We start from the raw sequence: 24,832 nt of genomic DNA on the forward strand, positions 1-24,832 counted from the left end.
ACGTCCGCTCAGGACGTGATGCGGATGTTCTTGCCGACGACCGTCAGCCCGCTGTCGGTGACGGTGAAGCCTCGCGAGAGGTCGAGCTCGCGGTCCACGCCCACCGTCGCGCCGGGTTCCAGGACGACGTTCTTATCGAGGATCGCGCGGTGCACGCGGGCACCGGCGCCGACACTGACGTGGTCGAAGAGGACCGAGTCGGTGATGGTCGATCCGCCGCCCGAGAGCGTCCAGGGACCGAGGACGCTCCGCTCCAGGTGCGTGCCCGACAGTACGCAGCCCAGCGACACGATCGAGTCGATCGCGTTCCCGATGCGCCCCACCCCGTCGCGGACGAACTTCGCGGGCGGCGAGTTCACCGACTGCGACCGGATCGGCCAGTCCATGTTGTACAGGTTGAAGATCGGCAGCGCGGAGATCAGGTCCATGTGCGCATCGAAGAACGAATCGATCGTTCCCACGTCGCGCCAGTAGTCGCGATCGCGGTCGGTGGACCCCGGGACGTCGTTGCGCTTGAAGTCGTACACCGCCGCCTCACCGCGCGAGACGAAGTAGGGGATGATGTCGCCGCCCATGTCGTGGTTCGAGGTCGGCAGTTCGCCGTCGGCCTCGACCGCTTCGATGAGGGCGTCGGTGTCGAAGACGTAGTTGCCCATCGAGGCGAGCACCTCGCCCGGGCTGTCGGGGAGGCCCGTCGGGTTCTGCGGCTTCTCGAGGAAGTCGCGGATGGTGACGCCGTCGGCCGGGTCGACGTCGATGACGCCGAACTGATTCGCGAGGCCGATCGGCTGACGGATGCCGGCGACCGAGGCGCGGGCGCCGGAGGCGATGTGCGCGTCGATCATCTGCTGGAAGTCCATGCGGTACACGTGGTCGGCGCCGATCACGGCGACGATGTCGGGCTTCTCGTCGTGGATGAGGTTCAACGACTGCAGGATCGCATCGGCCGAGCCGGAGAACCACCGCTTCCCGAGCCGCTGCTGCGCCGGGACCGAGGTGACGTAGGCGCCGAGGAGAGCGGACATCCGCCAGGTCTGCGAGACGTGGCGGTCGAGGCTGTGCGACTTGTACTGCGTCAGGACGACGATCTGGCGGAGCTCCGAGTTGATGAGGTTGGAGATCGCGAAGTCGATGAGACGGTACTGCCCGCCGAACGGGACGGCGGGTTTCGCGCGGTCCTGGGTGAGCGGCATGAGGCGCTTGCCCTCGCCACCGGCGAGGACGATACCGAGGACCTTCGGTGATGCTGGCATGTGCTCACACTATGGCGATTTGCAACGGGCAAGCGAGGACTTTGGTGCGTGTTCCGTGTGGCCTAGAGTTCGGTCCATGCGCGTCGACATCGTCACGAAGGAGTACCCGCCGGAGATCTACGGCGGAGCGGGGGTTCACGTCACCGAACTCGTCTCGGCGCTGCGCTCGCGCATGGAGGTGCAGGTCCGCGCGTTCGGGGGGTCGCGAGACGAAGCGGACACCACCTCGTATGCGGTCCCCGAGGGACTCTCGGGCGCAAACCCCGCCGTTCAGACCCTCGGCACCGATCTCGAGATCGTCGGCGACGTCGCCGGCGCCGACGTCGTGCACAGCCATACCTGGTACGCGAATTTCGCCGGGTTCCTCGCGTCGAAACTGCACGGCGTCCCGCACATCGTGACGGCCCACTCGCTCGAGCCGCTGCGCCCGTGGAAGGCCGAGCAGCTCGGCGGCGGTTACGCCGTGTCGAGCTACGTCGAGAAGACCGCCTATGAGAACGCGGCCGCGGTCGTCGCCGTCAGCGATGGCATGCGACGCGACATCCTCCGCAGCTACCCGGCCCTCGACCCCGCCAAGGTCCGCGTCATCTACAACGGCATCGACGTCGACGCCTGGCAGCCGCGCGAGGATCCGGAGCTCCTCTCTCGGTGGGGGATCGACCCGGAGCGGCCGTCCGTCGTCTTCGTCGGCCGCATCACGCGTCAGAAGGGCCTGCCGTACTTCCTGCGGGCCGCGGAGCTCCTCCCGCCCGAGGTGCAGCTCGTCCTCTGCGCCGGAGCCCCGGACACGCCCGAGATCATGAGCGAGGTCCAGGACCTCGTCCGGAAGCTCCAGGAGACTCGCGAGGGCGTCGTCTGGATCGAGGAGTTCCTGCCTCGCCCCGATCTCTGCGCGATCCTCACCTCTGCGACCACCTTCGTCTGTCCCTCGATCTACGAGCCCCTCGGCATCGTCAACCTCGAGGCGATGGCGTGCGGCGCCGCCGTCGTCGGGACGGCGACCGGCGGCATCCCGGAGGTGGTCATCGACGGCGTCACGGGACGTCTGGTTCCGGTCGACCAGGTCGAGGACGGCACGGGAACCCCCGTCGACCCCGATCGCTTCGTCGCAGACCTGGCCGCGACCCTGACGGAGGTCGTGTCCGATCCCGAGAAGGCCCGCGCCTACGGACGCGCCGGTCGGGAGCGGGCGGCATCCGACTTCAGCTGGGAAGCGATCGCGGATGCCACGGCGGAGCTGTACCGAGAGGTCACCGCGACCGGCCGGTAGCCTGCCGGCGTGGCTCCGCCCGGTCGATAGGCTGGGAGCATGCCTCAGGTGCTCGAACTCGCAGACGTCGTCGTCCGTCGCAATGCCCGCAACATCGTCGACGGGATCGACTGGACCGTCGACGCGGATCAGCGCTGGGTCGTCCTCGGCCCGAACGGCGCCGGCAAGACGACGGTGCTGCAGCTCGCCGCCACCCTGACCCACCCGAGTTCGGGATCCGTCACCGTGCTCGACGAGGTCCTCGGGCGCACCGACGTCTTCGACCTGCGTCCTCGCATCGGCTTCGCGTCCTCGGCGATGGCCAAGCGCGTCCCTCAGGACGAGACCGTCCTCGATGTCGTCCTGACCGCCGCCTACGCCGTGGTCGGGCGCTGGCGCGAGGACTACGAGACGATCGACGAGCGTCGTGCGCGTCGCGTCCTGGGGGAGTGGGGCCTCGCCGACCTGGCCGACCGCACGTTCGGCACCCTCTCGGACGGTGAGCAGAAGCGCGTCCAGATCGCGCGCGCCGTCATGACGGACCCGGAACTCCTCCTGCTCGACGAGCCGACCGCGAGCCTCGACCTCGGTGCCCGCGAAGAGCTCCTGAGCCTGCTGAGCGGATACGCGAAGGAGGAGTCGACGCCCGCCATGATCATGGTCACCCACCATGTCGAGGAGATCCCCGTCGGCTTCACCCACGTCCTCCTGCTGCGCGACGGCGCTGCGGTCGCGCAGGGGCCGATCGCCGAGACCCTGACGGCGGAGAACCTGACGGCGACCTTCGGCATGCCGATCACGCTGACGTCGGAGGACGGCCGGTTCGCCGCGCGCGCGGCATCCTGATAGAATCTTGCGTTGGCGCGTTCGCGCTGCAGACTTTCACCCGCTCCTGGCAAAATCCAGGGCACTTCGTGAGGAACCCAATGAAGACTGACATCCACCCCGAGTACCGTGCCGTCGTTTTCCGCGACCTCGGCTCCGGCGAGACCTTCCTGACCCGTTCGACGGTCTCGAGCGACAAGACGATCGAGCTGGACGGCGAGACCTACCCGGTCATCGACGTCGAGATCTCGTCCGCCTCGCACCCGTTCTACACGGGCAAGCAGCGCATCATGGACTCGGCCGGTCGCGTCGAGAAGTTCAACCAGCGCTTCAAGAACTTCGGCAGCAAGTAAGCAGCCGTCCTCGAAGGCCCCGCTCCGGCGGGGCCTTCGTCGTTCCCGGACGCGGGTCCCTCAGCGGATCGGCCAGCTGCCGTCCACGTCGGCGTCGAGCCGGCCGATGCGGACGAAGTACTCGCTGAGGCTCTCCGCCTGCGCACGCGCCCACGCGATCTGCTGCGTGTGGAGGTCGTCGGCTGAGACGTCGAGGTCGAAGCGCGCGGCGATCGCCTGCGCCACGCGCCCCGCAGCGATCGCGTCGGCGGCGGCGTCGTGCGCTCCCTCGAGGGTGACGGAGTAATGCGCGGCGACGACCTCGAGGGTGCGCTTGCCGCGGCGGTACCGGTCGTAGGTCTTATCGACGACGAGCGGGTCGATGACCGGCGACGGGGCGTCGATCGGCTCGACACCGTGACGGAGGCTCTCGTACTTGAGGAGCGAGAAATCGAAGGGCGCGTTGTACGCGACGACCGGGATGCCGGCGGCGAACAGGTCGCGCAGCGTGGCGGTCACCTCGGCGACGACCTCCGCCGCAGGACGGCCCTCGGTGCGGGCTCGCTCCGTCGTGATTCCGTGGACCGCTGTCGCACCTGCGGGGATCTCGACGCCGGGGTCGGCGAGCCACGTGCGTGCATCGATGACGGCGCCGGACGCGTCGAGGACACCGACGTGGGCGCTCACGATCCGATCGGAGCGGACGTCGATGCCCGTCGTCTCGAGGTCGAAGACGCCCAGCGGACCCGCGCACGGACCCAGCGCGACGGACTCCGCCGTGATCTCGGCGACGACGACGGACTCCACGGCGACGACGGATTCCTCAGCGACGACGACGGACTCCACGGCGGCGGGGGCGGGGTCAGCGATCGACGGGACGACCGCAGCAGGAGCTGGCTCGCCCCAGGTGTCGTCATCCCACAGCGGAAGTTCGTGCCAGGCGCCCATGCTCCGACGCTACGGTCGACCGCCGACATCGTGCCGGACGACGCGCCGCCGAGCGGCAGGCGCATCACCCCCTCGTAGACTCGACGGATGACCGCCGCCAATCCGTACGCCGAGCGCCTCGCGGCCGTCCCCGTCGAGCGACGAGAGGTGACCGTCGCGGGTGTACCGACGGCCTACTGGGTCTACGGACCGGTGGATGCCGAGACGAAGATCCTCGCGGTGCACGGCTTCCGAGGCGACCACCACGGCCTCGAGCCGATCGTCGCGCAGCTCGACGGCATCCGGGTGGTCTCGCCCGACCTGCCCGGGTTCGGCGAGACCCCCGCGTTCCCGGGGCGGCACGACCTCGACGCGTACGCATCGTGGCTGACCGCCTTCGCCGCCGAGGTCGCCCCCGGCGCCGTCGTCCTCGGGCACTCCTTCGGTTCCATTGTGTCGTCGGCTGCGGTCGCGCGCGGGCTCGGGACTCCTCGCCTGATCCTCGTGAACCCCATCGGGGCGCCCGCGCTCGAGGGACCCCGCGGGATCCTCACGAGGCTCGCGATCTTCTACTACTGGGCCGGTGCCCGGCTGCCCCGGCCGGTCGGCGACGCTCTCCTGCGCAATCGTCTGATCGTCCGGGTCACCAGCGTCGCCATGGCCAAGACGAAGGACCGCGGTCTCCGCGCGTTCATCCACGATCAGCACGACACCTATTTCTCGCGGTTCGCCGACCGCGACACCCTGCACGAGGCGTTCGTCACTTCGGTCTCGCACGACGTGCGCGAGGCTGCGGGGCGTATCGACGTCCCGACGCTCCTCATCGCCGCGGAGAACGACGACATCACGCCGCTGTCTGCGCAGTTCGAGCTGCAGGAGATGTTCCGGGATGCCGACCTCGTCGTCATCCCCGACGTGGGACACCTCATCCACTACGAGACGCCGAGGGCGGCGGCATCCGCCATCACGCGCTTTCTTCGGCCTTTCGGCGACGGTACGCGTTGACGTTCATGCGGTTGCCGCAGTTGCCGGTGTCGCAGTAGCGCTTCGAACCGTTCTTCGAGTAGTCGATGTACACGGCCTCGCAGTCGTCCGCGGAGCAGACGCGCACGCGGTCGAACTCGTCGGAGCGGATGACGTCGACGAAGGCCATGGCCACCTCGACGGTGATGCGCGTGGCGAGCGGGGCGGCGTCGTCGGTCGCGTGGATGTGCCAGTCGTAGCCGTCGTGGATGACGAGCTGGGGGAGCGCCTTGCCCTCGCGGAGCATCGCGTTGACGATGGGGACGGCCGAGACGCGATCTCCCGTCCACAGCATCCGGAGCCTCGATCGCGCCGACCGCAGTTCGGAGAGTTCGACGTCGTCGCGGCGGATGACGCCGCTGTACGGGTGTTCGCGCAGGAACGCCGCCAGATCGTCGAGCGTAGCCAGGCGATCGGTGCCGTCGTCGTCGATCTCCGGGAGCGAGTTGACCAGCGCCGTCGCTGCCCGCAGGGAGGTCTCCGTGTCACGGATGAACATGTTCTTGACTCCTGACGATCGTCGTCGGTACTGTCACCAGTGTAGTGACACTTAGGTCATGACTTGCCGCTCGCACCCTCCAGGACCGCCGATGACCCGCACCCTGCCCGCCAGGCTCGCCCCACCCGCCGCCCGCGGCCCGGTCCCGTCGCGCGGGCTCCTGCTCGCGGTCGCGAGCGCCCTCACCTTCTCGGTGAGCGGACCCATCGCCAAGCCGCTGCTCGAGGGCGGATGGTCGCTGGCCAGTGTGCTCGCGATCCGCATGGGGGTGGCGGGGCTCGTGCTCTCGCCCGCGCTCGTTCGCACCCTGCTGCGCCGGCCCGACTTCCTCCGCTTGCACGGGGTGTCGCTCGTCGCCTTCGGGCTCATCCCGGTGGTCGGTTGCCAGGTGTTCTACTTCTCTGCGCTGCAACGGATGCCGGTGGGCGTCGCTCTGCTGATCCAGTACCTCGCGCCGGTCATGCTCGTCCTCTTCGTCTGGGCGAGGACGCGCCGTGCACCGTCGCGGATCGTCGTCGTCGGATCGATCGTCGCGATGATCGGGCTCGTGCTGGTCGTCGACGTGTCGGGCGCGCGCTTCGACCTCCTGGGGACCGCGTTCGCGCTGCTGGCGGCGGTGTGCGCGTGCGTCTACTTCGTCATGAGCGAGCGCGCCGGCGACGACCTCCCGCCCCTCGCCCTCGCGGCGGGTGGCCTGCTCGTGGGGACGGTGACCATCCTCGTGCTGGCGGCCGCCGGCATCCTGCCGTTGACGACCTCGGCCGAGGTCGTCGATCTGCTGGGGATGACGGTCCCGCCGCTCGTGCCGCTCGCCCTCGTCGGGCTGTGCACGGCGGCGGGGTACTCCCTCGGGATCATGGCCGTCCCGTGCATCGGTTCCCGACTCGCGTCGTTCGTCGGGCTCTCGGAGGTGCTGTTCGCCCTCAGCTTCGCGTGGCTGCTGCTCGGGGAAGCGCCGGCGGTGGTGCAGTTCGCCGGGGGCGCACTCATCCTCGCGGGCGTCGTCCTCGTCCGGCTGGAGGAGCGCGCGCCCGCGGATGTCAGCTCTCCCGCCGAGCCGCTGCCAGGAGAGGTCGCACCCGGTACCCGATGACCTCGCCCATCGCGAGGGACGTCTCGGTGCGCTCGACGCCGTCGATCGCGAGGATCCGTGCATCGATGTCGAAGAGATGCTGCGTGTCCCGCGCCGCGACGCGCACGAGGAGATCCACGGGCCCGCTGAGGCCGTGGCACTGCACGACCTCGGGGATCTCCTGCAGTTCGGCGGTGATGCGCGGGAGGTCCGCCTGACGCACTTGCACGTGCAGGATCGCATCGATCGTGTACCCGAGCGCGGCGGGTGACATGGCCCGCTCGAAGGACAGGAAGACGCCCGACCTCTCCAGCTTGGCCATGCGGGCCTGGACGGTGTTGCGCGACAAGCCGAGCCGTTCGGCGAGAGCGACCACGGTGGCGCGATGATCCTCGGCGAGGGCGTTCAGCAGCTCGAGATCCACGTGGTCGAGGGCGCTCATAGTGCCACACCATAGCAGCAGCGTTCCCGCCCGCTTACGCATCCTGCTCAATGTTTGTGACGATGCTTGAGCGAGGTGCGATGTCGGCCTAGTCTCGCACCATCCGGCGACGAGGCCGGTGTTCTGCGCCGGTCGCCCGTCCACAAGACGTGCGTCCGCGATCAGAGAGGGACGATGATGACCGACACTCTGACCCCCGCCGCCGCACTGGCGAGCGATACCGAGGACGTGGCCCGCCTGCTCGACCACGAGGGGCGACGCGTGCGAGACGAACGGCTGGACCCGTGGGCCGCCGACGTCGATGCGCCGATGCTCCGGCAGGTGTACCGCGACATGTTCCTCTCCCGCAGGCTCGACGCCGAGGGGGTGGCTCTCCAACGCCAGGGGCATCTCGGCCTGTGGGCGCCGGCGCAGGGGCAGGAGGCCGTCCAGGTCGGTACCGCGTGGGCGTGCCACGACGACGACTTCCTCTTCCCGAGCTACCGCGAGATCGGAATCGAGGTCGTCCGCGACGTTCAGCCGAAGGACTTCGTGATGGTCTGGCACGGCGCGCAGCACGCGAGCTGGAACCCGTTCGACGTGCACGTCGCGAACCCGCAGATCATCATCGGGGCGCAGAGCCTCCACGCCGTCGGCTACGCGATGGGCATCCAGCGCGACGGCGGCGACCAGGTCGCGGTGGCCTACTTCGGAGACGGTGCGACGAGTCAGGGCGATGTCAACGAGGCGATGATCTTCGCGTCGTCCTACGGCGTGCCCGTCGTCTTCGTGTGTTCCAACAACCAGTGGGCGATCTCAGAGCCCGTGCAGCTGCAGTCGCGGACGCCGATCTCGCATCGGGCGCCGGGCTTCGGCATCCCGAGCCTGCGCGTCGACGGCAACGACGTCCTCGCCTGCATCGCCGCGATGCGCTGGGCGGCCGACCACGCCCGCAGCGGCCGCGGTCCCGCGTACCTCGAGGCGGTCACCTACCGCGTCGGGCCGCACACGACCTCGGACGATCCGACCCGCTACCGCGACGCCGACGAGGTCTCGCATTGGAAGGCCCGCGACCCGCTGGCACGCGTCGAGGCGTATCTGCGTTCGCTCGGTGCGTTCGACGACGCGTTCGCCCAGACGTTGACCGCGGATGCCGACCGTTTCACCGCCGCGATGCGCAGCGCCGTCGTGGGGGCCGAGGCTCCCGAGCCCCTGCGGGTGTTCGACCAGGTGTACGCCGAGCCGCACAGCGGGCTCGACGAGCAGCGCGCCCGCTACGCCGTGTACCTCGACGGCTTCTCGGGCGGGGGTGCACGATGACCGAGATGACGATGGGCAAGGCCCTCACCGCCGCCATGCGCCGTGCGCTCGCCGATGACGAGAAGACCCTCGTCATGGGCGAGGACATCGGCCGTCTCGGGGGCGTGTTCCGCATCACCGACGGACTGCAGTCCGACTTCGGGCCGCGTCGGGTCGTCGACACCCCGCTCGCCGAGTCCGGGATCGTCGGGACCGCCGTCGGCCTCGCGTTCCGCGGGTTCCGTCCGATCGTGGAGATCCAGTTCGACGGGTTCGTCTACCCCGCCTTCGACCAGATCGTCAGTCAGGTCGCGAAACTCCACTACCGGACCCGGGGGCGCGTGAAGATGCCCATCACGATCCGCATCCCGTGGGCGGGTGGTGTCGGCGCCGCCGAGCACCACTCCGAGTCGCCCGAGGCGTACTTCGTGCACACCGCCGGTCTGCGCGTCGTCGCCGTGTCGAATCCGCAGGACGCGTACACGATGCTCCGACAGGCGATCGCCAGCGATGACCCCGTCGTGTTCTTCGAGCCCAAGCGGCTGTATCACGCCAAGGGCGACGTCGACCTCGACGCCGACATCGCCGACGCTGCGCCGCTGGGTCTCGCGCGGGTGGTCCGCGAGGGTACCGACGTCACCGTCGTGACGTATGGCGCGCAGGTGACGACGGCACTCGATGCCGCGCTCGCCGCCGAGGACGAGGGCATATCGCTCGAGGTGATCGATCTTCGCTCGCTGTCGCCGGTGGACTACGGCACGGTCGCGGCATCCGTCCGCCGCACCGGGCGGGTCGTTGTCACGCACGAGGCTTCCCGCGAGGCGGGGGTCGCGGCGGAGGTCATCGCGAGCATCACCGAGAAGTGCTTCCACTACCTCGAAGCCCCGCCGCTGCGGGTGACGGGCCACGACATCCCCTATCCGCCGGCGAAGCTCGAACAGCACCACCTGCCCGATCTCGACCGCATCCTCGACGCCGTCGACCGGGTGCTCGGCCGCCCCAGCGGAGTCCCGGAGGTGACCGCGTGATCACGGAATTCCGTCTTCCCGACCTCGGCGAGGGCCTGCGCGAGGCGGAGATCGTGCAGTGGCACGTCGCCGCCGGCGACGAGGTCGCACTCAATCAGACCATCGCCGAGGTCGAGACGGCGAAGGCCGTCGTCGAACTTCCGTCGCCGTTCGCCGGCACGGTCTCCGCCCTCCACCACGCCGAGGGCGATGTCGTCCCGGTCGGGGAGGTGCTGATCGCTTTCGACATCGCCGGGGCGGAGACGGATGCCGCAACGTCGCCCACCGCCGAGGCGAAGCGCGAGCCGAACCTCGTCGGCTACGGCGCCGCGCCTCGGAGTGACGCCCGCCCGCAGCGTCGGGCACGCGCGGGTGCAGGTGGCGACGCCATCGACCTGGCCGTCCGGGAGGCGGCGCCGCACGACGCGATCGCGCCGAGCGCGCCGGAGCGCGAGCCGCGCGAGCGTCCCCGCTCCACACCGCCGGTCCGCAAGCTCGCCCGCGACCTCGGGGTCGACCTCGATCTCCTGGCGGCTCAGGGTGTCGACGGTCTGATCACGCGGGAGGACGTCGAGTCCTATGCGGCGCGGACCGCCGCCGAGCCTGTGGCGGCGGCCCCGGCGTTCACTGCTCCCGAGTCGACCTCGACGGCCGACGAGCGGATCCCGATCCGCGGTGTCCGCAAGCATACGGCCGACGCCATGGTGCGGTCGGCCTTCACAGCCCCGCACGCGGCCACCTTCCTGACGGTCGACGTGACGGCATCCGTCGCCTTCGTGGCGGGACTGCGCGCCGACCGTCGTTACGCGGACGACCGCATCGGGATCATGGCCGTCGCCGCGAAGGCCGTATGCCTGGCGCTTCGCCGGACCCCCGAGCTCAACGCGACCTGGGACGACGCGGCGGGTGAGATCATCCGCTTCGGGCGGGTGAACCTCGGCATCGCTGCGGCGACGGACCGCGGGCTCGTCGTGCCGTCGGTGAAGGACGCCGGTGCCCTGTCGCTCGTGGACCTCGCCCAGTCGATCCGCGCCCTCGCCGACACGGCGCGGGCGGGCAAGGCGACGCCGGCCGATCTGTCGGGCGGGACCTTCTCGATCACGAATTACGGGGTGTTCGGCGTGGATGCCGGGACCCCCATCCTCGTGCCGGGGGAGGCCGGCATCCTCGGCCTCGGTGCTGTGCAGCGTCGCCCGTGGGAGCACGAGGGAGGCGTCGCGCTGCGCGATGTCATGACACTGAGTCTGTCGTTCGACCACCGGCTGGTGGACGGGGCCGAAGCGGCCCGGTTCCTCACCGACGTGGCCGACGTGTTGCGTGAGCCGGGAAGGGCGATGGTGTTCGCATGAGTCTGCCGATGACGGGATACGACCTCACGGAGGAGCAGGTCGAGCTGGCCGGGCTCGTCCGCTCGTTCGCCGACGAGGTGGTCGCGCCGGTCTCGTACGAGGCCGACCGCACCAAGACCCTGCCGATGGACGTCGTCGCGCAGATGGGCGACATGGGGCTGTTCGGACTGCCGTTCCCCGACGAGGTCGGCGGCCAGGGCGGCGACTACGTCACGCTCGGGCTCGCGATCGAGGCGCTCGCGCGTGTGGATCAGTCGATCGCCATCACGCTTGAAGCCGGGGTGAGCCTGGGCGCCATGCCGATCTTCCGCTTCGGAACCGACGTGCAGCGCGAGGAATACCTGCCCGACCTGCTGGCCGGACGTGCGCTCGCCGGCTTCGGGCTGACGGAACCGGAGGCGGGATCGGATGCCGGAGCGACCCGCACGACCGCACGCCTCGACGCGGGCGACTGGGTGATCGACGGCGCGAAGCAGTTCATCACCAACTCGGGCACCTCCATCACCCGCTTCGTGACGGTCACCGCGGTCACGAGCGAGCCGGGCGCCGCGGCGCGCGAGATCTCGACGATCATCGTCCCGCACGGCACGCCGGGGTTCACCGTCGGGCCCGCGTACGACAAGGTCGGCTGGCACGCGAGCGACACGCATCCGCTCGTCTTCACGGGCGCGCGGGTGCCGGAGGAGAATCTGCTCGGCCAGCGCGGGCGCGGGTTCGCGAACTTCCTCCACATCCTCGACGAGGGCCGCATCGCGATCGCGGCGCTCGCGACGGGGGCGGCGGAGGGATGCCTCGAGGCAGCCGTCGACTACGCGAAGAGCCGTGTCGTCTTCGGTGAGACGCTGGGCACGCGCCAGAGCATCCAGTTCATGCTCGCGCGCATGCAGCAGCGGGTCCACGTGTCACGACTGGCCTGGCTGCACGCGGCACGCCTGCGCGACGCCGGGCGCCCGTTCAAGACCGAGGCGGCGATCGCGAAGCTCACGTCGAGCGATGCGGCGATGGAGAACGCCCGCGACGCGACGCAGATCTTCGGCGGCAACGGGTTCATCAACGAGTACCCCGTCGCGCGGCATTTCCGCGACTCGAAGATCCTCGAGGTGGGGGAGGGGACGACCGAGGTGCAGCTGCTCCTCATCGCGCGGTCGCTCGGGCTCGCCTGAGCCCGGACCGGCGGCTCAGACGGGCAGCGCGGACGAGGTCAGGAGCGACAGCCAGTCGTCCTCGACCCGGAAGGTGTGCGCCGAGCCGTTGACCAGCTTGTGGCCCGGCTCGGGGTACTCGCCCGACGTGGAGTGAGAGATCACGGTGCGGATGAGCGCGCCGTGGGCGACGGCGATGACGTGCGGTTCCTCGGGTGCGACCAGGGCGCGGGCATCGGCAACTGCTTCCTCGATCCCGCGCAGTGCTCGGGTCGTGACCTCCGGCCACGGTTCGGCGCCCGGGACCTCTGCCGTCGCCCAAGGCCCCCAGCGGTCGAAGAACTCGGTGTCGGTGAGTCCCTCGGCGTCCCCGTAGCCGCGCTCCTGGAGTGCGGGGTACGTGCGCGGTTCGGGCAGGTCGAGGATGCCGGCGATGATGCGCGCCGTCTCGTTCGCGCGCGACAGGTCGCTCGACACGATGACGGTCGGGGTGTCCCGGTCGAGCGCATCCGCGAGGGCGAGGCCAGCCGCGCGGGCCTGCTCCCGTCCGGTGTCGTTCAGCGGGATGTCGGTCGACCCCTGGATCCGGCGGGTACGGTTCCAATCGGTTTCGCCGTGGCGCACGAGGGTGAGAAGGGTCACCGGACGAGCCTACGACGACGGTGCGGTCTCACCGACCGGCGAGTTCCCGGCCGAGGGCGGTGAGCACCTCGGAGGTCCCGGCATCGATCTTGACAGTCGCGCGCGTGTCCCCTCGCGTCTCGCCGCGGTTGACGATCACGACGGGCAGCCGCCGGCGGCGGGCGCGCTCGAGAAGGCGGATGCCGGAGTTCACCACGAGCGAGGAGCCGGCGATCAACAGCGCCGAGCTCGAGCGGACGAGCTGTTCCGCCTCACGGAACTTCTCCAGCGGGATGTACTCCCCGAAGAAGACGACCTCGGGCTTCAGCATCCCGCCGCAGACGGAGCAGTCGGGGATGACGAAACCGTCGCTCGCGCCGGGCAGCACGTCGCCGTCGGGACCGAGTTCGACGTTCTCGGGCACCGTGATCCAGGGGTTGTCGCGCTCGATCCGCACCGCCAGATCGCGGCGATCGAAGACCTGACCGCAGTGCAGACACGACACCCGCCGCATCGTGCCGTGGAGTTCGACGACGCGTCTGCTGCCGGCGCGCACGTGCAGCCCGTCCACGTTCTGCGTGATGACGCCTGACGCGATGCCGGCGTGCTCGAGTGCCGCAAGCGCCCGATGGCCCTCGTTCGGAGCTGCCGCGGCGAACGTCCGCCACCCGAGATGGCTTCCAACCCAGTAGCGCCGCCGCGACCCGTCGTCGGCGAGGAACTGCTGCGCGGTCATCGGCGTCCGCACGGGAGCGCCCTTGCCGCGGTAGTCCGGGATGCCGGAGTCCGTCGAGACACCGGCGCCCGTCAGCACGGCGACGCGGTGCCCGGCGAGCGCGTCGGCCGCGCGTTCCACGGCGGTCGTCGTCTCGGCATCCAGGTCCAGCACGCTCATGGCCCTCCTCAGGGGATCGAGCCTACGCCGTCGTCGTTTCGCGGAGGTCACGACCCCCGGTGACAGCCCGCCGTGACAGCCCGCCCGTGACAGCATGGGGCCATGACGATGATCCGCATCGACGATCCGTCGGATCCGCGTCTGTCGGACTACCGGGGACTCACCGACACGGCTCTGCGCCGGATCGCCGAGCCCGAGGGGGGTCTCTACATCGCCGAGTCGGCGAAGGTGATCTCCCGGGCGGTGGGTGCCGGGCACCGGCCGCGGTCCGTGCTCGTGCAGGAGAAATGGGTCGACGACGTCGCCGTGCTCGCCGGCGACGCTCCCGTCTACGTCGTCCCGGACACCGTCGCCGAGCAGCTCACCGGATTCGCCGTCCACCGGGGAGCGCTCGCCGCCATGCACCGCCCCGACCAGCCCGCGCCGGCGGAGCTGCTCGACGGCGCGCGGACGGTCGTCGTCCTCGAAGACATCGTCGACCACACCAACGTGGGTGCCGCCTTCCGGGCCGCCGCCGCGCTGGGCGCCGATGCCGTCCTCGTCTCGCCCCGGTGCGGTGATCCGCTCTACCGACGCAGCGTCCGGGTCAGCATGGGGACGGTCTTCCAGGTGCCGTGGGCGCGCCTTCCGGAGTGGGATGCCGCCGCGCCCCTGTTCGCGGCGGCGGGGGTGCACCTGGCGGCGATGGCGTTGTCGGACGACGCCCTGTCGCTCGACGAGTTCGCCGCAGCCCGACCGGAGCGGCTGGCGATCCTCATGGGGTCCGAAGGCGAGGGCTTGTCGACCTCGGCCCTCGACGCCGCCGATTCGGTCGTCACCATCCCGATGTCGGGCGGTGTCGACTCGCTCAATGTCGCGTCCGCGGCAGCCGTCGCCCTCTGGGCCCTCCGCTGACTCAGTCGCCGGGCGGCATCGCCGAGAAGGGCAGCGCCTCGGGGCGCTTGGCCGTGACGTGGTCGCCCGAAGACTGGTGACGCAGACGCCGCAGGACCCACGGCACGAGGTGCGCTCGCGCCCAGACCAGATCGTTCGCCCGCGCCGCGCGCCACGTCGTCGTCGGCAATGCCTCGGGCGCCATCGGCTGAAGGTCGTTCGGCACGTTGAGCGCGCGGAGCACCATGCGTGCGACCTCGTGATGTCCGAGCGAGTTGTAGTGCAGGCGGTCGTCGTCGAAGAAGCGCATATCCTGCACCTCTTTCAGCGCCCACTGGTCGGCCACGATGCAGTCGTAGCGGTCGGCGATCGCTCGGATGTTCTCGTTGTAGATCGCGACGCGGCCGCGGATGCCGCGGAAGACCGGCGTGAACTCGGTGTCGATCGCGGTGAAGATCAGCAGCGTCGCGCCTTGGGAAGACAGGCGGGCGACGGCATCCTCGAACAGCTCCGCCACGGCATCCGGATCACCCTGCGGACGGATCACGTCGTTGCCGCCGGCGGAGAGGGTGATCAGGTCGGGCTTCAGCGCGAGCGCGGGCTCGATCTGGGCGTCGACGATCTGGCGGATGAGCTTGCCGCGGATCGCGAGGTTCGCATAGGCGAAATCATCGACCTGCGAGGACAGCACGGCCGCGACGCGGTCGGCCCAGCCGCGGTGCTCACCCGGGCGATCCAGGTAGGGGTCGCCGATGCCTTCCGTGAAGGAGTCTCCGATCGAGACCATCCGCCGCCACGGGTGGGCGGTCGCATTCGGGACGTAGGGCGAACGGTTCTCGTCCGGAACCTGGTCGTTCTCGCGCATGGCACCTCCGCATCGAGGCTACCCGCCGGATGCCGCCGCACCCGATCGACGACCGGTGTCCCCGGTCGCGATTAGGGTGGATCGACGTGACGAGCGAGATGATGAGCGAAGAGGGGGCGGCCTCGGACGAGCCCCACTTCGGGAGTTTCGCCGCCGAGCACCTCTCTCCCGCGTTCCCGCAGCGCGCGCCGTGGGGAACGGCGCAGAACCTCCGCGCGTGGCAGGCCGAGGCTCTCGAGCAGTACTTCGAGACCGACGGGCCGGACGGGGTCGGTGGGGGACCACGCGACTTCCTCGCGGCCGCAACCCCCGGCGCCGGCAAGACGACGTTCGCCCTCCGTCTCGCGAGCGAGCTGATGCGGCGTCGCATCATCGACCGCATCATCGTCGTCGCCCCGACCGAGCACCTGAAGACCCAGTGGGCGGATGCCGCGGCCCGCGTCTCGATCCGCCTCGACCCGCGGTTCAGCAACAAGCACTTCTCGCCGGCGCGGCACTACCACGGGGTCGCCGTCACCTACGCGCAGGTCGCGGTGAAGGCGTCCGTGCACGAGCGCCTCGTCCTGGACTCTCGCGCCCTCGTGATCCTCGACGAGGTGCACCACGGCGGCGACGCGCTCAGCTGGGGCGACGCGCTCCGCGAGGCGTACGGCCGCGCGACGCGGCGGCTTCTGCTGTCGGGGACCCCGTTCCGCAGCGACACCGCGCCCATCCCGTTCGTCGAGTACCACCCGAACGACAAGGGCATCCGCCTCTCGCGGACGGACTACAACTACGGGTACGGCCGGGCGCTGGCCGACGGCGTCGTGCGTCCCGTGCTCTTCCACGTCTACGCCGGGCAGATGAAGTGGCGGACGAAGGCGGGCGACGAATACGAAGCCCACCTCGGTCAGGACAACACGAAGGACATCAACTCCCAGGCATGGCGGACGGCGCTCAACCCCGAGGGGGAGTGGATCTCGGCCGTCCTGCGTTCCGCAGACCGCCGTCTCACCGAAGTGCGACAGGACGTCCCGGATGCCGGGGGCCTCGTCATCGCGACGGATCAGACCGCCGCGCGCGCCTACGCCGCGATCCTCCGCGACATCACGGGGGAGCCGACCACGGTCGTCCTCTCGGATGACAAGGCCGCTTCGGGGCGCATCGAGACCTTCGGACAGTCGACGACCCGGTGGATGGTCGCGGTCCGGATGGTGTCCGAAGGCGTCGACGTCCCGCGGCTCGCGGTCGGGGTCTACGCGACCAGTGCCTCGACGCCGCTGTTCTTCGCGCAGGCCATCGGGCGTTTCGTCCGCGCACGACGTCGCGGCGAAGCGGCATCCGTCTTCTTGCCCAACGTCCCCCCGCTGCTCGCCCTCGCGAACGAGATGGAACGCGAGCGCGATCATGCGCTCGATCGCGAGGAGAGCGACGACGACGGCCTCGAGGATTCGCTGCTCGAAGAGGCCGAGCGCGAGGACAAGGCGTCCGACTCGCTCATCGAGGAGGGCAGCTACCAGGCTCTCGGGTCGAGCGCACACTTCGATCGCGTGCTCTACGACGGCAAGGAGTTCGGTCAGCTCGCCGTGCCCGGGACACTGGAGGAGGAGGAGTTCCTCGGGATCCCCGGGCTCCTCGAGCCGGAGCACGTGCACGAGCTGCTCATGCAGCGGCAGTCCCGGCAGACCCGCCACCGCCACGCGCGGGAAGCGCAGGAGAAGACGACGGCGGAGGCGACCGGAGAACCGGAGAACACGCTGCCGCCGGCGCTCCACCGCACGCTCAGAGAGCAGCGGCAGCTCCTCAACAGCCTCGTCGGTCTCTACGCGCGGCAGAGCGGCGAACCCCACGGCGCCGTGCACGCGGAACTCCGGCGGGTGTGCGGTGGACCCGAGGTCGCCCGCGCCACCGTGGCGCAGTTGCAGGCGCGCATCGAGGTGCTGCGAAAGCGCGTCCACTCCTGACCCCTTCGGATCCCCGAAATGCTGGCAGTTCCGGCTTTCGGGCCGTCTCCGTCCCGCGCGCTGGTTAGCGTGAGAGGGACATGAGCACGATCGACGCGACGCCCCTTCCCGACGCCACCCCTCGAGATCGACGGCGGTGGGCCGCGTACCTCGCCGACGAGCGCGCGGAGGCGCGCGTGTATCGAGAGCTCGCCGCCCGTAAAGACGGGGAGGAGCGCGACATCCTCGAGGCGCTCGCCGAGGCCGAGGGGCGTCACGAGGCCCATTGGCTGGGTCTCCTCGGCGGGGAGCCGGCCCGGCTCCCGCGTGCGTCGGTCCGCACCCGCCTGCTGGCCACGATGGCCCGTCGGTTCGGGTCGATCTTCGTCCTGGCTCTCGCGCAGAACGCCGAGAACCGCTCGCCCTACGACGACGACCCCCATGCCACGCCGGCCATGCGCGCCGACGAGAAGATCCACGGCGAGGTCGTCCGCGGCCTGGCGGCGCGCGGACGGATGCGCCTCTCGGGCACCTTCCGCGCCGCCGTCTTCGGCGCGAACGACGGACTCGTGTCGAACCTCGCGCTCGTCATGGGCATCGGCGCCACAGGGGTCGCGCCGCAGTTCGTCCTGTTCAGCGGCGTCGCGGGTCTCCTGGCCGGTGCGCTGTCGATGGCCGCGGGGGAGTTCGTCTCGGTCCGGTCGCAGCGCGAGCTGATCGAGGCCACGCACCCGAACAACGACACCGACCACGTCCTCCCGGATCTCGACCTCGACGCGAACGAACTCGCCCTCGTCTACCGGACGCGGGGCCTCGGCGAAGATGAGGCTCTCGAGCGGGCGCGGCAGGTCGTCGCGACGGCACAGGCGAGCGACCGTGCCGTCCCGTACCGGCGTGCGGCCGAGCCGCCCGCCGACCTCGAGTCCGTCGGTTCTGCGTTCGGAGCCGCGGCATCCAGCTTCGCGTTCTTCGCCTCGGGTGCCGTCATCCCGGTCCTGCCGTGGATCTTCGGACTCTCGGGCCTCGCGGCCGTCGCTCTGGCACTCGCCCTCGTGGGGCTCGCGCTGCTCCTGACCGGAGCTACCGTCGGTCTGCTCTCGGGTGCACCGCCGCTGCGCCGCGGGCTGCGTCAGCTGGCGATCGGTTTCGGGGCTGCGGCGATCACCTACCTGCTCGGGCTGCTGTTCGGCGTGTCCGCCGCCTGATCGGGCTGCACGCCTGGCCCGATTATTCGGACCGCTCAGAACGTGCTACTGTCGATCCTCGGTTGCGAAACCGAAATCCCGGAGGAAACAAAGGGAAAAAACTCTGCGCGGGTGGCGGAATAGGTAGACGCGCTAGCTTGAGGTGCTAGTGCCCGAATAGGGCGTGGGGGTTCAAGTCCCCCCTCGCGCACAGAGGAAGAAATGGGTCCCGAGAGGGGCCCATTTCTCGTTTCCGGGGTGGTGGCAGGGACCGCCCCTTCGCCGCGGGTAGCGTGGGCGGCATGTCCGCTCCCGACGATCTGCCCGAGGTCGCGCGCGTCGCCCGCGATCTGATCCGCTTCGACACCACGAACTACGGCGAAGGTCGCGCCAACGGGGAACGCGAGGCCGCCGAGTACGTCGGCGCCTACCTCGAGTCGCTGGGGCTGACGCCCGAGTACTACGAACCGATTCCGCGGCGCACGAACGTGGTCGCTCGGGTGCCCGGACGCAACCCCGACAAGCCCGCGCTCATCCTGCACGGCCACCTCGACGTCGTCCCCGCGGTGGCGGCCGACTGGAGCGTCGACCCCTTCGAGGGCGCCGTGAAGGACGGGATGCTGTGGGGCCGCGGCGCCGTCGACATGAAGGACATGAACGCCATGATCCTCACCTCGGTCGCCGATCTGCTTCGCGCGGGTGAGCGCCCCGAGCGAGACCTCATCCTCGCCTTCTTCGCCGATGAGGAGAACGGCGGCGTCGAAGGCTCCCAACTGGTCGTCCGCGACCGCGCCGAGTGGTTCGCCGGTGCGACCGAGGCGATCAGCGAGGTCGGCGGTTATTCGATCGCCGTGGGGGACGAGCGCGCCTACCTGCTGCAGGTGGGCGAGAAGGCGCTCATCTGGATCCGGCTCCACGCCACGGGGCAGGCCGGACACGGCAGCCGCCACCACCCCGACAACGCCGTGACGCGTCTCGCCGAGGCGGTCGCGGCCCTCGGCCGCACGGGCTGGCCCATCGAACTCACCTCGACGACGCGACAGCTCGTCGGATCGCTCGCCGATCTCTCGGGGACCCTGGCCGACGATCCCGACGCCGTCGCCGATACGGCGGGCGCGGCATCCGCGTTCCTGCGCTCCACCTTCCGGACCACGACCAACCCCACCGGGCTGACCGCCGGGTACAAGCACAACGTGATCCCGGATGCCGCGACCGCCGCGATCGACATCCGCACCCTGCCGGGGCACGAGGACCAGGTCCTGGCGCAGGTGCAGCGGATCGTCGGAGACGACATCCGCATCGAGGTCGTCCACCGTGACATCGGGCTCGAGGTTCCCTTCGCCGGAGACCTCGTCGACGCGATGGTCGGCGCGCTGGGGCGCCACGATCCCGGAATCCCGGTCATCCCGTACCTTATGGGGGGAGGGACCGACAACAAGGCCCTCGCCGAGCTCGGCATCGCCGGGTTCGGGTTCGCACCGCTGCGACTGCCCGCCGACCTCGACTTCACGGGGATGTTCCACGGTGTCGACGAACGCGTCCCGATCGACGCGCTCGTCTTCGGGCAGCGCGTGCTCACCGATCTGATCCGCACGTACTGAAAGGCCCCCATGTCGATCCTCGACGCCATCATCCTGGGTATCGTCCAGGGCCTGACAGAGTTCCTCCCGATCTCCTCGAGCGCTCATCTGCGCATCGTGGGGGAGTTCCTCCCCAATGCGCAGGACCCGGGTGCGACCTTCACCGCCATCACGCAGATCGGCACGGAGCTCGCCGTCCTGGTCTACTTCTGGACGCGCATCATGCGGATCATCGCCGCGTGGGCGAAGTCGCTCACCGGGCGCGTGCCCCGCAATGACCCCGACGCCCGCATGGGCTGGATCGTCATCATCGGCACGATCCCGATCGGCGTGCTCGGCTTCCTCTTCCAGGACGTGATCCGCGACACGTTCCGGAACCTCTGGCTCGTGGCGATCGTGCTGATCGTCTTCGGAATCATCCTCGGCGTCGCCGATGCGCTCGGAAAGCGCGTCCGCACCGAGAAGGACCTCACGGTCGGTCACGGCCTCACCCTCGGCATCGCCCAGTCTTTGGCCCTCGTCCCGGGCGTCTCGCGCTCGGGAGCCACCACGACGGCTGCGCTCGCGATGGGCTACACGCGTCCCGCGGCGGCCGAGGTCGCGTTCCTGCTCGCGGTTCCCGCCGTCTTCGGCAGCGGTCTGTACGAGCTCCTGCAGGCGATCCGCGAGCCCGGTCAGTCGCCGTTCACCCTCGGCGAGACCGCGATCGCCACCGTGGTCTCGTTCGGCGTCGGCCTCGTCGTCATCGCCTACCTGATGCGGTACCTGAAGCGCGGCAGCTTCCTGCCGTTCGTGCTCTACCGCGTCGTCCTCGGCATCGTGCTGCTCATCCTGCTCGCCTTCGGGGTGCTGCAGGCCTACTGAGCGTGGAGCGTCAGCGGCGGGGGTCGTCCTTCGGCCCGCGCGGCCCGTCGCCGCGACGACGCAGGTAGCGCTCGAACTCCTGTGCGATCGCGTCTCCGGATGCCTCGGGGGAGTCCCAGGCGTCGCGTGCGGTCTCGAGCTGCCGGATGTACTCCGTCATCTCCTCGTCGTCGGCGGCGGCGGCATCCACCGACGCCTCCCACGCGAGCGCGTCCGCGGGCAGGGCGCCGCGAGTGATCGTGGCGCCGGTGATCTCCTCGAGCTTGTCGAGGAGCGCCAGCGTCGCCTTGGGCGAGGGCGTGTGGCCGGCGACGTAGTGGGGGATGCTGGCCCAGAGGCCTGCCGTCGGGATGCCGGCTGCCTCACCGGCCGCGGCGAGCGCCGACAGGATGCCGACAGGCCCCTCGTAGGTCGATCGCTCGAGTCCGAGCGACGAGCGGAGCTCCTCGTTCTCGGAGCCGGCGAACACCGAGATCGGGCGGGTGTGGGGGACGTCGCTCATCATCGAGCCGAGCGCGACGATGCCGGTGATGTCCTCCCGGAGGGCGGCATCGATGAACTCCGCCGAGAACGCCTGCCAGGCGCGCGCCGGCTCCGTACCGGTGAGGAGCCAGAGGTCGGGACCGTCCTCGCGGGGAGTCGCCGGACGCCACAGTGTCGCGTCGGGCCACACCAGGCGACGGGAGCCGTCGGCATCCAGTTGCATCTGCGGCCGCGTGTACTGGTAGTCGAAGTACAGCTCCGGGTCGACGCCGAACACCTTCTCGAACGTCCCCGCCGTACGCAGCTGAGAGGCCGCAGCGGTCGCCGCCTCTCCGGCATCGTTCCAGCCGTCGACGGCGATCACGAGCACCCGCTGTCCCAGTCCCTGCACGGACGTCCTCTCTGTCGGTACCCCCACGATACGCCGCCGTCCCCGGGGCGGGCGGATGCGCTCGCGTAGCATTGACCGGTGACTTCCCCCCTCCCCGCCGCGGTCCTCTGGGACATGGACGGCACCCTCGTCGACACCGAGCCGTACTGGATGGCCGCCGAGACCCCGCTCGTGGAGCGGTTCGGCGGTGCCTGGACCCACGACGACGCTCTCGGGATGGTGGGACTCGGCCTCGACGACGCCGCCCGCATCCTGCAGGGCGCCGGCGTCCGCATGGAGGTCGACGAGATCGTCGCCCACCTGACCGACGAGGTCATGCGTCAGCTGCGCGAGGAGGGCGTGCCCTTCCGTCCCGGCGCGCGCGAACTCCTCCGCGAACTGCGGGATGCCGGGATCCCGACCGCGCTCGTCACGATGTCGATGAGCCGGATGGCACGGAGCATCACCGAGCTCATCGACTTCGAGGCCTTCGACGTCGTCATCGGAGGCGACGACGTCACGCGCCCCAAACCCCATCCGGACCCCTACCTCCAGGCCTGCGAGGCGCTGGGGGTGGACCCCGTCGACACCGTCGCGTTCGAGGATTCGATCACGGGCGCTCGTTCGGCCGTCGCGGCCGGGACGGTGACCGTCGGCATCCCGCACATGGTCTCTCTCGACGAGGTCGGCGCTCACGAGCTCTGGCCGACCCTCGAAGGTCGGACGGTTGCCGACGTCGCCGCGGTGCTGACCCGCGTGCGTCAGGGGGTCGGGGCGTGAGCGCCGACCTGCGCCCGAGCGGTCCGTTCCGCATCGGCGACCGCGTTCAGCTGACGGGCCCCAAGGGTCGCCTGCACACCGTCACCCTCCGCGAGGGCGGCGAGCTGCACACGCACCACGGCGTGCTCCGCCACGAGGGGATCATCGGTCAGCCCGACGGGTCGGTCGTGGTCAACAGCGGCGGTCACGAGTACCTGGCCCTGCGGCCTCTGCTCCGTGACTTCGTCATGTCGATGCCCCGCGGTGCCGCCATCGTCTATCCGAAGGATGCCGCCCAGATCCTCGCCTCTGCCGACATCTTCCCCGGCGCCACCGTCGTCGAGGCCGGGGTCGGGTCGGGCGCCCTCTCACTGTGGCTACTGCGCGCGATCGGTCCGGAGGGCCGTCTGCTCTCGTTCGAGCGCCGCGAGGAGTTCTCCGAGGTCGCCGAGGCCAATGTCGAGACCTTCCTCGGGCATTACCCCGAGTCGTGGCAGGTCGTCGTGGGAGACCTGGGGGACAAGCTCCCCGAGGTGACCGAACCCGGCGGCGTCGACCGCGTCGTGCTCGACATGCTCGCGCCGTGGGAATGCATCGACGTCGTCGCCGAGGCGCTCACCCCCGGTGGTGTGGTCCTCTGCTACATCGCGACGGCGACGCAGCTGAGCCGGGTCGCCGAGTACATCCGTCATTCCGGGCTGTTCACCGAGCCCGAGGCGACCGAGACGATGGTGCGCGGATGGCACGTCGAGGGGCTGGCCGTCCGTCCCGATCATCGGATGGTCGCCCACACCGGCTTCCTCCTCACGGCGCGCCGTCTCGCCCCGGGAGCGATGCCGCCCGATGTCCGCAAGCGCGCGCTGAAGAAGCCGTCCTACGCGGACGAGGACGTCGAGGCGTGGACGCCGGGCGCCGTCGGCGATCGCGAGATCACCGACAAGAACCTCCGCAAGCGGGTGCGCGACGCGCAGAAGGCCGTCGAGGGGGCGCGGCAGGCTGCCGAGGATCGCTCCGGCGAGACCCTAGACTGAACGAATGCGTCAGATCCCCGCTGCCGTGGCCGTTATCGGCCTGACCGCCCTGGCCCTCGTCGGGTGCGCCCCGTCCGGTCCCGCAGACAGCGGATGCGAACGCGTCACCGCTCCCGCCTCCTCGCTCGACCTCGTCGACGTCTCGGGTGCGCAGGGGTCGCCGACGGCCAAGACGACCGATCCGGTCTACGTCACGAAGACCTCGTACACCGACCTCGCCACGGGCGAGGGCACGCCGATCACGACGGCTAAGCAGGATGTCCAGGTCGGCATCACGCTGCTCAACGGCGCCACGGGTCAGACCGTGCTCTCGGCTCCGTCGCGGCTGATCCAGTTGAGTGTTCTGGAGCAGACGTTCCCGACGATCGCCAAGGCGCTCGACTGCACCCGACCCGGCGCGCGTGTCGTCTCGGCGATCCCGGCGAAGGATCTCGAGCCGTCGCTCGTGAGCCAGATCGGTCTCACCGAGGGGCAGGCCGCCGTCCTCATCGTCGACGTGAACACCGTGTTCCTGCCCGCGGCGAACGGCGTCCCTCAGTACGTCGACGGCAGCAACATCCCCACGGTGGTCCTTGCCCCCGACGGCACACCCGGAGTCATCGTGCCCGACGCCGCACCGCCGAAGGATCTGGTCGTCAAGACGCTGAAGAAGGGCGACGGCGAGAAGATCACCGCTGATTCGACTCCGCGTCTGCACTACACGGGTGTGCTCTGGAAAACCGGAGAGGTGTTCGATTCGACGTGGGAGAAGGGCACGCCCGTCACCCTGTCGATGACGAACGTCGTCAAGGGGTTCGCGGACGCGCTCGAGGGCCAGACCGTCGGATCGCAGGTTCTCGTGGTTATCCCGCCGAGCCTCGGCTACGGCGACAAGGAATCGGGAAGCATCCCGGCGAACTCGACTCTCGTGTTCGTGATCGACGTGCTCGGGATCGACACCAGCGAGGACGCTCAGAGCGCGACACAGTGAGTCGGGGCGGGGCCGCA

General features: G+C 70.0%; 25 protein-coding genes and 1 tRNA gene. 18 read left to right on the plus strand and 8 right to left on the minus strand.

Annotated features, from left to right (window positions below; all coding sequences use genetic code 11):
• Window positions 1-8 precede the first annotated feature (8 nt).
• The gene (glgC, locus tag QE428_RS10740) at window positions 9-1,253 is read right to left on the minus strand and encodes a glucose-1-phosphate adenylyltransferase (RefSeq protein WP_065570741.1); all 1,245 of its coding nucleotides are present in this window, start codon (window positions 1,251-1,253) and stop codon (window positions 9-11) included.
• A gap of 76 nt (window positions 1,254-1,329) precedes the next feature.
• Here glgC and glgA point away from each other — a divergent pair, with 76 nt between their 5' ends.
• From glgA to QE428_RS10755, 3 genes are all read left to right on the plus strand, one after another.
• A complete protein-coding gene (glgA, locus tag QE428_RS10745) occupies window positions 1,330-2,523 on the plus strand; it encodes a glycogen synthase (protein WP_307468992.1) in 1,194 nt (397 codons plus the stop codon).
• Window positions 2,524-2,562: 39 nt separating this feature from the next.
• A complete protein-coding gene (locus QE428_RS10750; protein WP_133399474.1) occupies window positions 2,563-3,348 on the plus strand; it encodes an ABC transporter ATP-binding protein in 786 nt (261 codons plus the stop codon).
• Between the two features lie 80 nt (window positions 3,349-3,428).
• On the plus strand, window positions 3,429-3,680 hold the full coding sequence (locus QE428_RS10755; protein ID WP_018186539.1) for a type B 50S ribosomal protein L31: 252 nt from the start codon (window positions 3,429-3,431) through the stop codon (window positions 3,678-3,680).
• Window positions 3,681-3,740: 60 nt separating this feature from the next.
• On the opposite strand, the gene QE428_RS10760 is transcribed toward QE428_RS10755, so the two are convergent.
• Window positions 3,741-4,607, minus strand: coding sequence for an exonuclease domain-containing protein (locus QE428_RS10760; RefSeq protein ID WP_307468997.1), 867 nt, complete (start codon window positions 4,605-4,607; stop codon window positions 3,741-3,743).
• An 87-nt stretch (window positions 4,608-4,694) separates the two neighbouring features.
• On the opposite strand from QE428_RS10760, the gene QE428_RS10765 reads away from it, so the two are divergent.
• Window positions 4,695-5,591, plus strand: coding sequence for an alpha/beta fold hydrolase (locus QE428_RS10765; protein ID WP_307469000.1), 897 nt, complete (start codon window positions 4,695-4,697; stop codon window positions 5,589-5,591).
• Here the strand turns inward: QE428_RS10765 and QE428_RS10770 are convergent.
• Window positions 5,551-6,108: a CGNR zinc finger domain-containing protein gene (locus QE428_RS10770; RefSeq protein WP_307469003.1), complete on the minus strand. Its 558-nt coding sequence runs from the start codon at window positions 6,106-6,108 to the stop codon at window positions 5,551-5,553. The two genes, QE428_RS10765 and QE428_RS10770, sit on opposite strands and share 41 nt — an antisense overlap.
• 91 nt (window positions 6,109-6,199) lie before the next feature.
• On the opposite strand from QE428_RS10770, the gene QE428_RS10775 reads away from it, so the two are divergent.
• Window positions 6,200-7,201 carry a DMT family transporter gene (locus QE428_RS10775; protein WP_307469006.1) on the plus strand — a complete coding sequence of 334 codons (1,002 nt, stop codon included), beginning with the start codon at window positions 6,200-6,202 and terminating at the stop codon, window positions 7,199-7,201.
• Here the strand turns inward: QE428_RS10775 and QE428_RS10780 are convergent.
• Window positions 7,149-7,622 (minus strand): Lrp/AsnC family transcriptional regulator, encoded by a 474-nt coding sequence (locus QE428_RS10780; RefSeq protein ID WP_091352975.1) that lies wholly within the window; start codon window positions 7,620-7,622, stop codon window positions 7,149-7,151. The genes QE428_RS10775 and QE428_RS10780 overlap by 53 nt on opposite strands.
• A gap of 177 nt (window positions 7,623-7,799) precedes the next feature.
• Between QE428_RS10780 and pdhA the strand changes: the two genes are divergently transcribed.
• The 4 genes from pdhA to QE428_RS10800 are packed head-to-tail and all read left to right on the plus strand — an operon-like array spanning window position 7,800 to window position 12,419.
• A complete protein-coding gene (gene pdhA / locus QE428_RS10785; RefSeq protein WP_307469009.1) occupies window positions 7,800-8,921 on the plus strand; it encodes a pyruvate dehydrogenase (acetyl-transferring) E1 component subunit alpha in 1,122 nt (373 codons plus the stop codon).
• Window positions 8,918-9,928 (plus strand): alpha-ketoacid dehydrogenase subunit beta, encoded by a 1,011-nt coding sequence (locus QE428_RS10790; protein WP_307469012.1) that lies wholly within the window; start codon window positions 8,918-8,920, stop codon window positions 9,926-9,928. The genes pdhA and QE428_RS10790 overlap by 4 nt, the downstream gene beginning before the upstream one ends.
• The gene (locus QE428_RS10795; protein WP_307469015.1) at window positions 9,925-11,256 is read left to right on the plus strand and encodes a dihydrolipoamide acetyltransferase family protein; all 1,332 of its coding nucleotides are present in this window, start codon (window positions 9,925-9,927) and stop codon (window positions 11,254-11,256) included. The genes QE428_RS10790 and QE428_RS10795 overlap by 4 nt, the downstream gene beginning before the upstream one ends.
• An 8-nt stretch (window positions 11,257-11,264) precedes the next feature.
• Entirely contained in the window at window positions 11,265-12,419 is a 1,155-nt protein-coding gene (locus QE428_RS10800; RefSeq protein ID WP_307470726.1) for an acyl-CoA dehydrogenase family protein, read from the plus strand.
• Window positions 12,420-12,434: 15 nt separating this feature from the next.
• Here QE428_RS10800 and QE428_RS10805 read toward each other — a convergent pair whose 3' ends face one another.
• Both QE428_RS10805 and QE428_RS10810 read right to left on the minus strand, forming a co-directional pair.
• Entirely contained in the window at window positions 12,435-13,040 is a 606-nt protein-coding gene (locus QE428_RS10805; protein WP_091352990.1) for a histidine phosphatase family protein, read from the minus strand.
• A 28-nt stretch (window positions 13,041-13,068) separates the two neighbouring features.
• Window positions 13,069-13,914 (minus strand): Sir2 family NAD-dependent protein deacetylase, encoded by an 846-nt coding sequence (locus QE428_RS10810; RefSeq protein WP_091352993.1) that lies wholly within the window; start codon window positions 13,912-13,914, stop codon window positions 13,069-13,071.
• A gap of 102 nt (window positions 13,915-14,016) precedes the next feature.
• Here QE428_RS10810 and QE428_RS10815 point away from each other — a divergent pair, with 102 nt between their 5' ends.
• On the plus strand, window positions 14,017-14,808 hold the full coding sequence (locus QE428_RS10815; RefSeq protein WP_133399483.1) for an RNA methyltransferase: 792 nt from the start codon (window positions 14,017-14,019) through the stop codon (window positions 14,806-14,808).
• A gap of 1 nt (window position 14,809) precedes the next feature.
• Here the strand turns inward: QE428_RS10815 and QE428_RS10820 are convergent, their stop codons facing one another.
• The gene (locus tag QE428_RS10820; protein WP_307469024.1) at window positions 14,810-15,652 is read right to left on the minus strand and encodes an SGNH/GDSL hydrolase family protein; all 843 of its coding nucleotides are present in this window, start codon (window positions 15,650-15,652) and stop codon (window positions 14,810-14,812) included.
• Between the two features lie 101 nt (window positions 15,653-15,753).
• Here QE428_RS10820 and QE428_RS10825 point away from each other — a divergent pair, with 101 nt between their 5' ends.
• From QE428_RS10825 to QE428_RS10845, 5 genes are all read left to right on the plus strand, one after another.
• Window positions 15,754-17,595 (plus strand): DEAD/DEAH box helicase, encoded by a 1,842-nt coding sequence (locus QE428_RS10825; RefSeq protein WP_307470729.1) that lies wholly within the window; start codon window positions 15,754-15,756, stop codon window positions 17,593-17,595.
• A gap of 80 nt (window positions 17,596-17,675) precedes the next feature.
• Window positions 17,676-18,779, plus strand: coding sequence for a VIT1/CCC1 family protein (locus QE428_RS10830; protein WP_091353010.1), 1,104 nt, complete (start codon window positions 17,676-17,678; stop codon window positions 18,777-18,779).
• A gap of 105 nt (window positions 18,780-18,884) precedes the next feature.
• Window positions 18,885-18,969: transfer RNA gene (locus tag QE428_RS10835), tRNA-Leu, on the plus strand.
• A gap of 91 nt (window positions 18,970-19,060) precedes the next feature.
• Window positions 19,061-20,359 (plus strand): M20/M25/M40 family metallo-hydrolase, encoded by a 1,299-nt coding sequence (locus tag QE428_RS10840; RefSeq protein WP_307469031.1) that lies wholly within the window; start codon window positions 19,061-19,063, stop codon window positions 20,357-20,359.
• A gap of 9 nt (window positions 20,360-20,368) precedes the next feature.
• Window positions 20,369-21,202 carry an undecaprenyl-diphosphate phosphatase gene (locus tag QE428_RS10845; protein ID WP_091353020.1) on the plus strand — a complete coding sequence of 278 codons (834 nt, stop codon included), beginning with the start codon at window positions 20,369-20,371 and terminating at the stop codon, window positions 21,200-21,202.
• 10 nt (window positions 21,203-21,212) lie between these two features.
• Here QE428_RS10845 and QE428_RS10850 read toward each other — a convergent pair whose 3' ends face one another.
• Window positions 21,213-22,076: a PAC2 family protein gene (locus tag QE428_RS10850; protein ID WP_091353022.1), complete on the minus strand. Its 864-nt coding sequence runs from the start codon at window positions 22,074-22,076 to the stop codon at window positions 21,213-21,215.
• Between the two features lie 78 nt (window positions 22,077-22,154).
• On the opposite strand from QE428_RS10850, the gene QE428_RS10855 reads away from it, so the two are divergent.
• Genes QE428_RS10855 through QE428_RS10865 form a run of 3 tightly spaced genes read left to right on the plus strand, consistent with a single transcriptional unit; the run spans window position 22,155 to window position 24,815 of the window.
• On the plus strand, window positions 22,155-22,835 hold the full coding sequence (locus QE428_RS10855) for an HAD family phosphatase (RefSeq protein ID WP_091353026.1): 681 nt from the start codon (window positions 22,155-22,157) through the stop codon (window positions 22,833-22,835).
• On the plus strand, window positions 22,832-23,845 hold the full coding sequence (locus QE428_RS10860; protein ID WP_307469039.1) for a tRNA (adenine-N1)-methyltransferase: 1,014 nt from the start codon (window positions 22,832-22,834) through the stop codon (window positions 23,843-23,845). Before QE428_RS10855 ends, QE428_RS10860 begins: the two co-directional genes overlap by 4 nt.
• A 4-nt stretch (window positions 23,846-23,849) precedes the next feature.
• Window positions 23,850-24,815: an FKBP-type peptidyl-prolyl cis-trans isomerase gene (locus tag QE428_RS10865; protein WP_091353032.1), complete on the plus strand. Its 966-nt coding sequence runs from the start codon at window positions 23,850-23,852 to the stop codon at window positions 24,813-24,815.
• The last annotated feature ends 17 nt before the right edge of the window (window positions 24,816-24,832 follow it).

The sequence above is a fragment of the Microbacterium sp. SORGH_AS_0505 genome, from assembly GCF_030818715.1.
GTDB lineage: Bacteria > Actinomycetota > Actinomycetes > Actinomycetales > Microbacteriaceae > Microbacterium.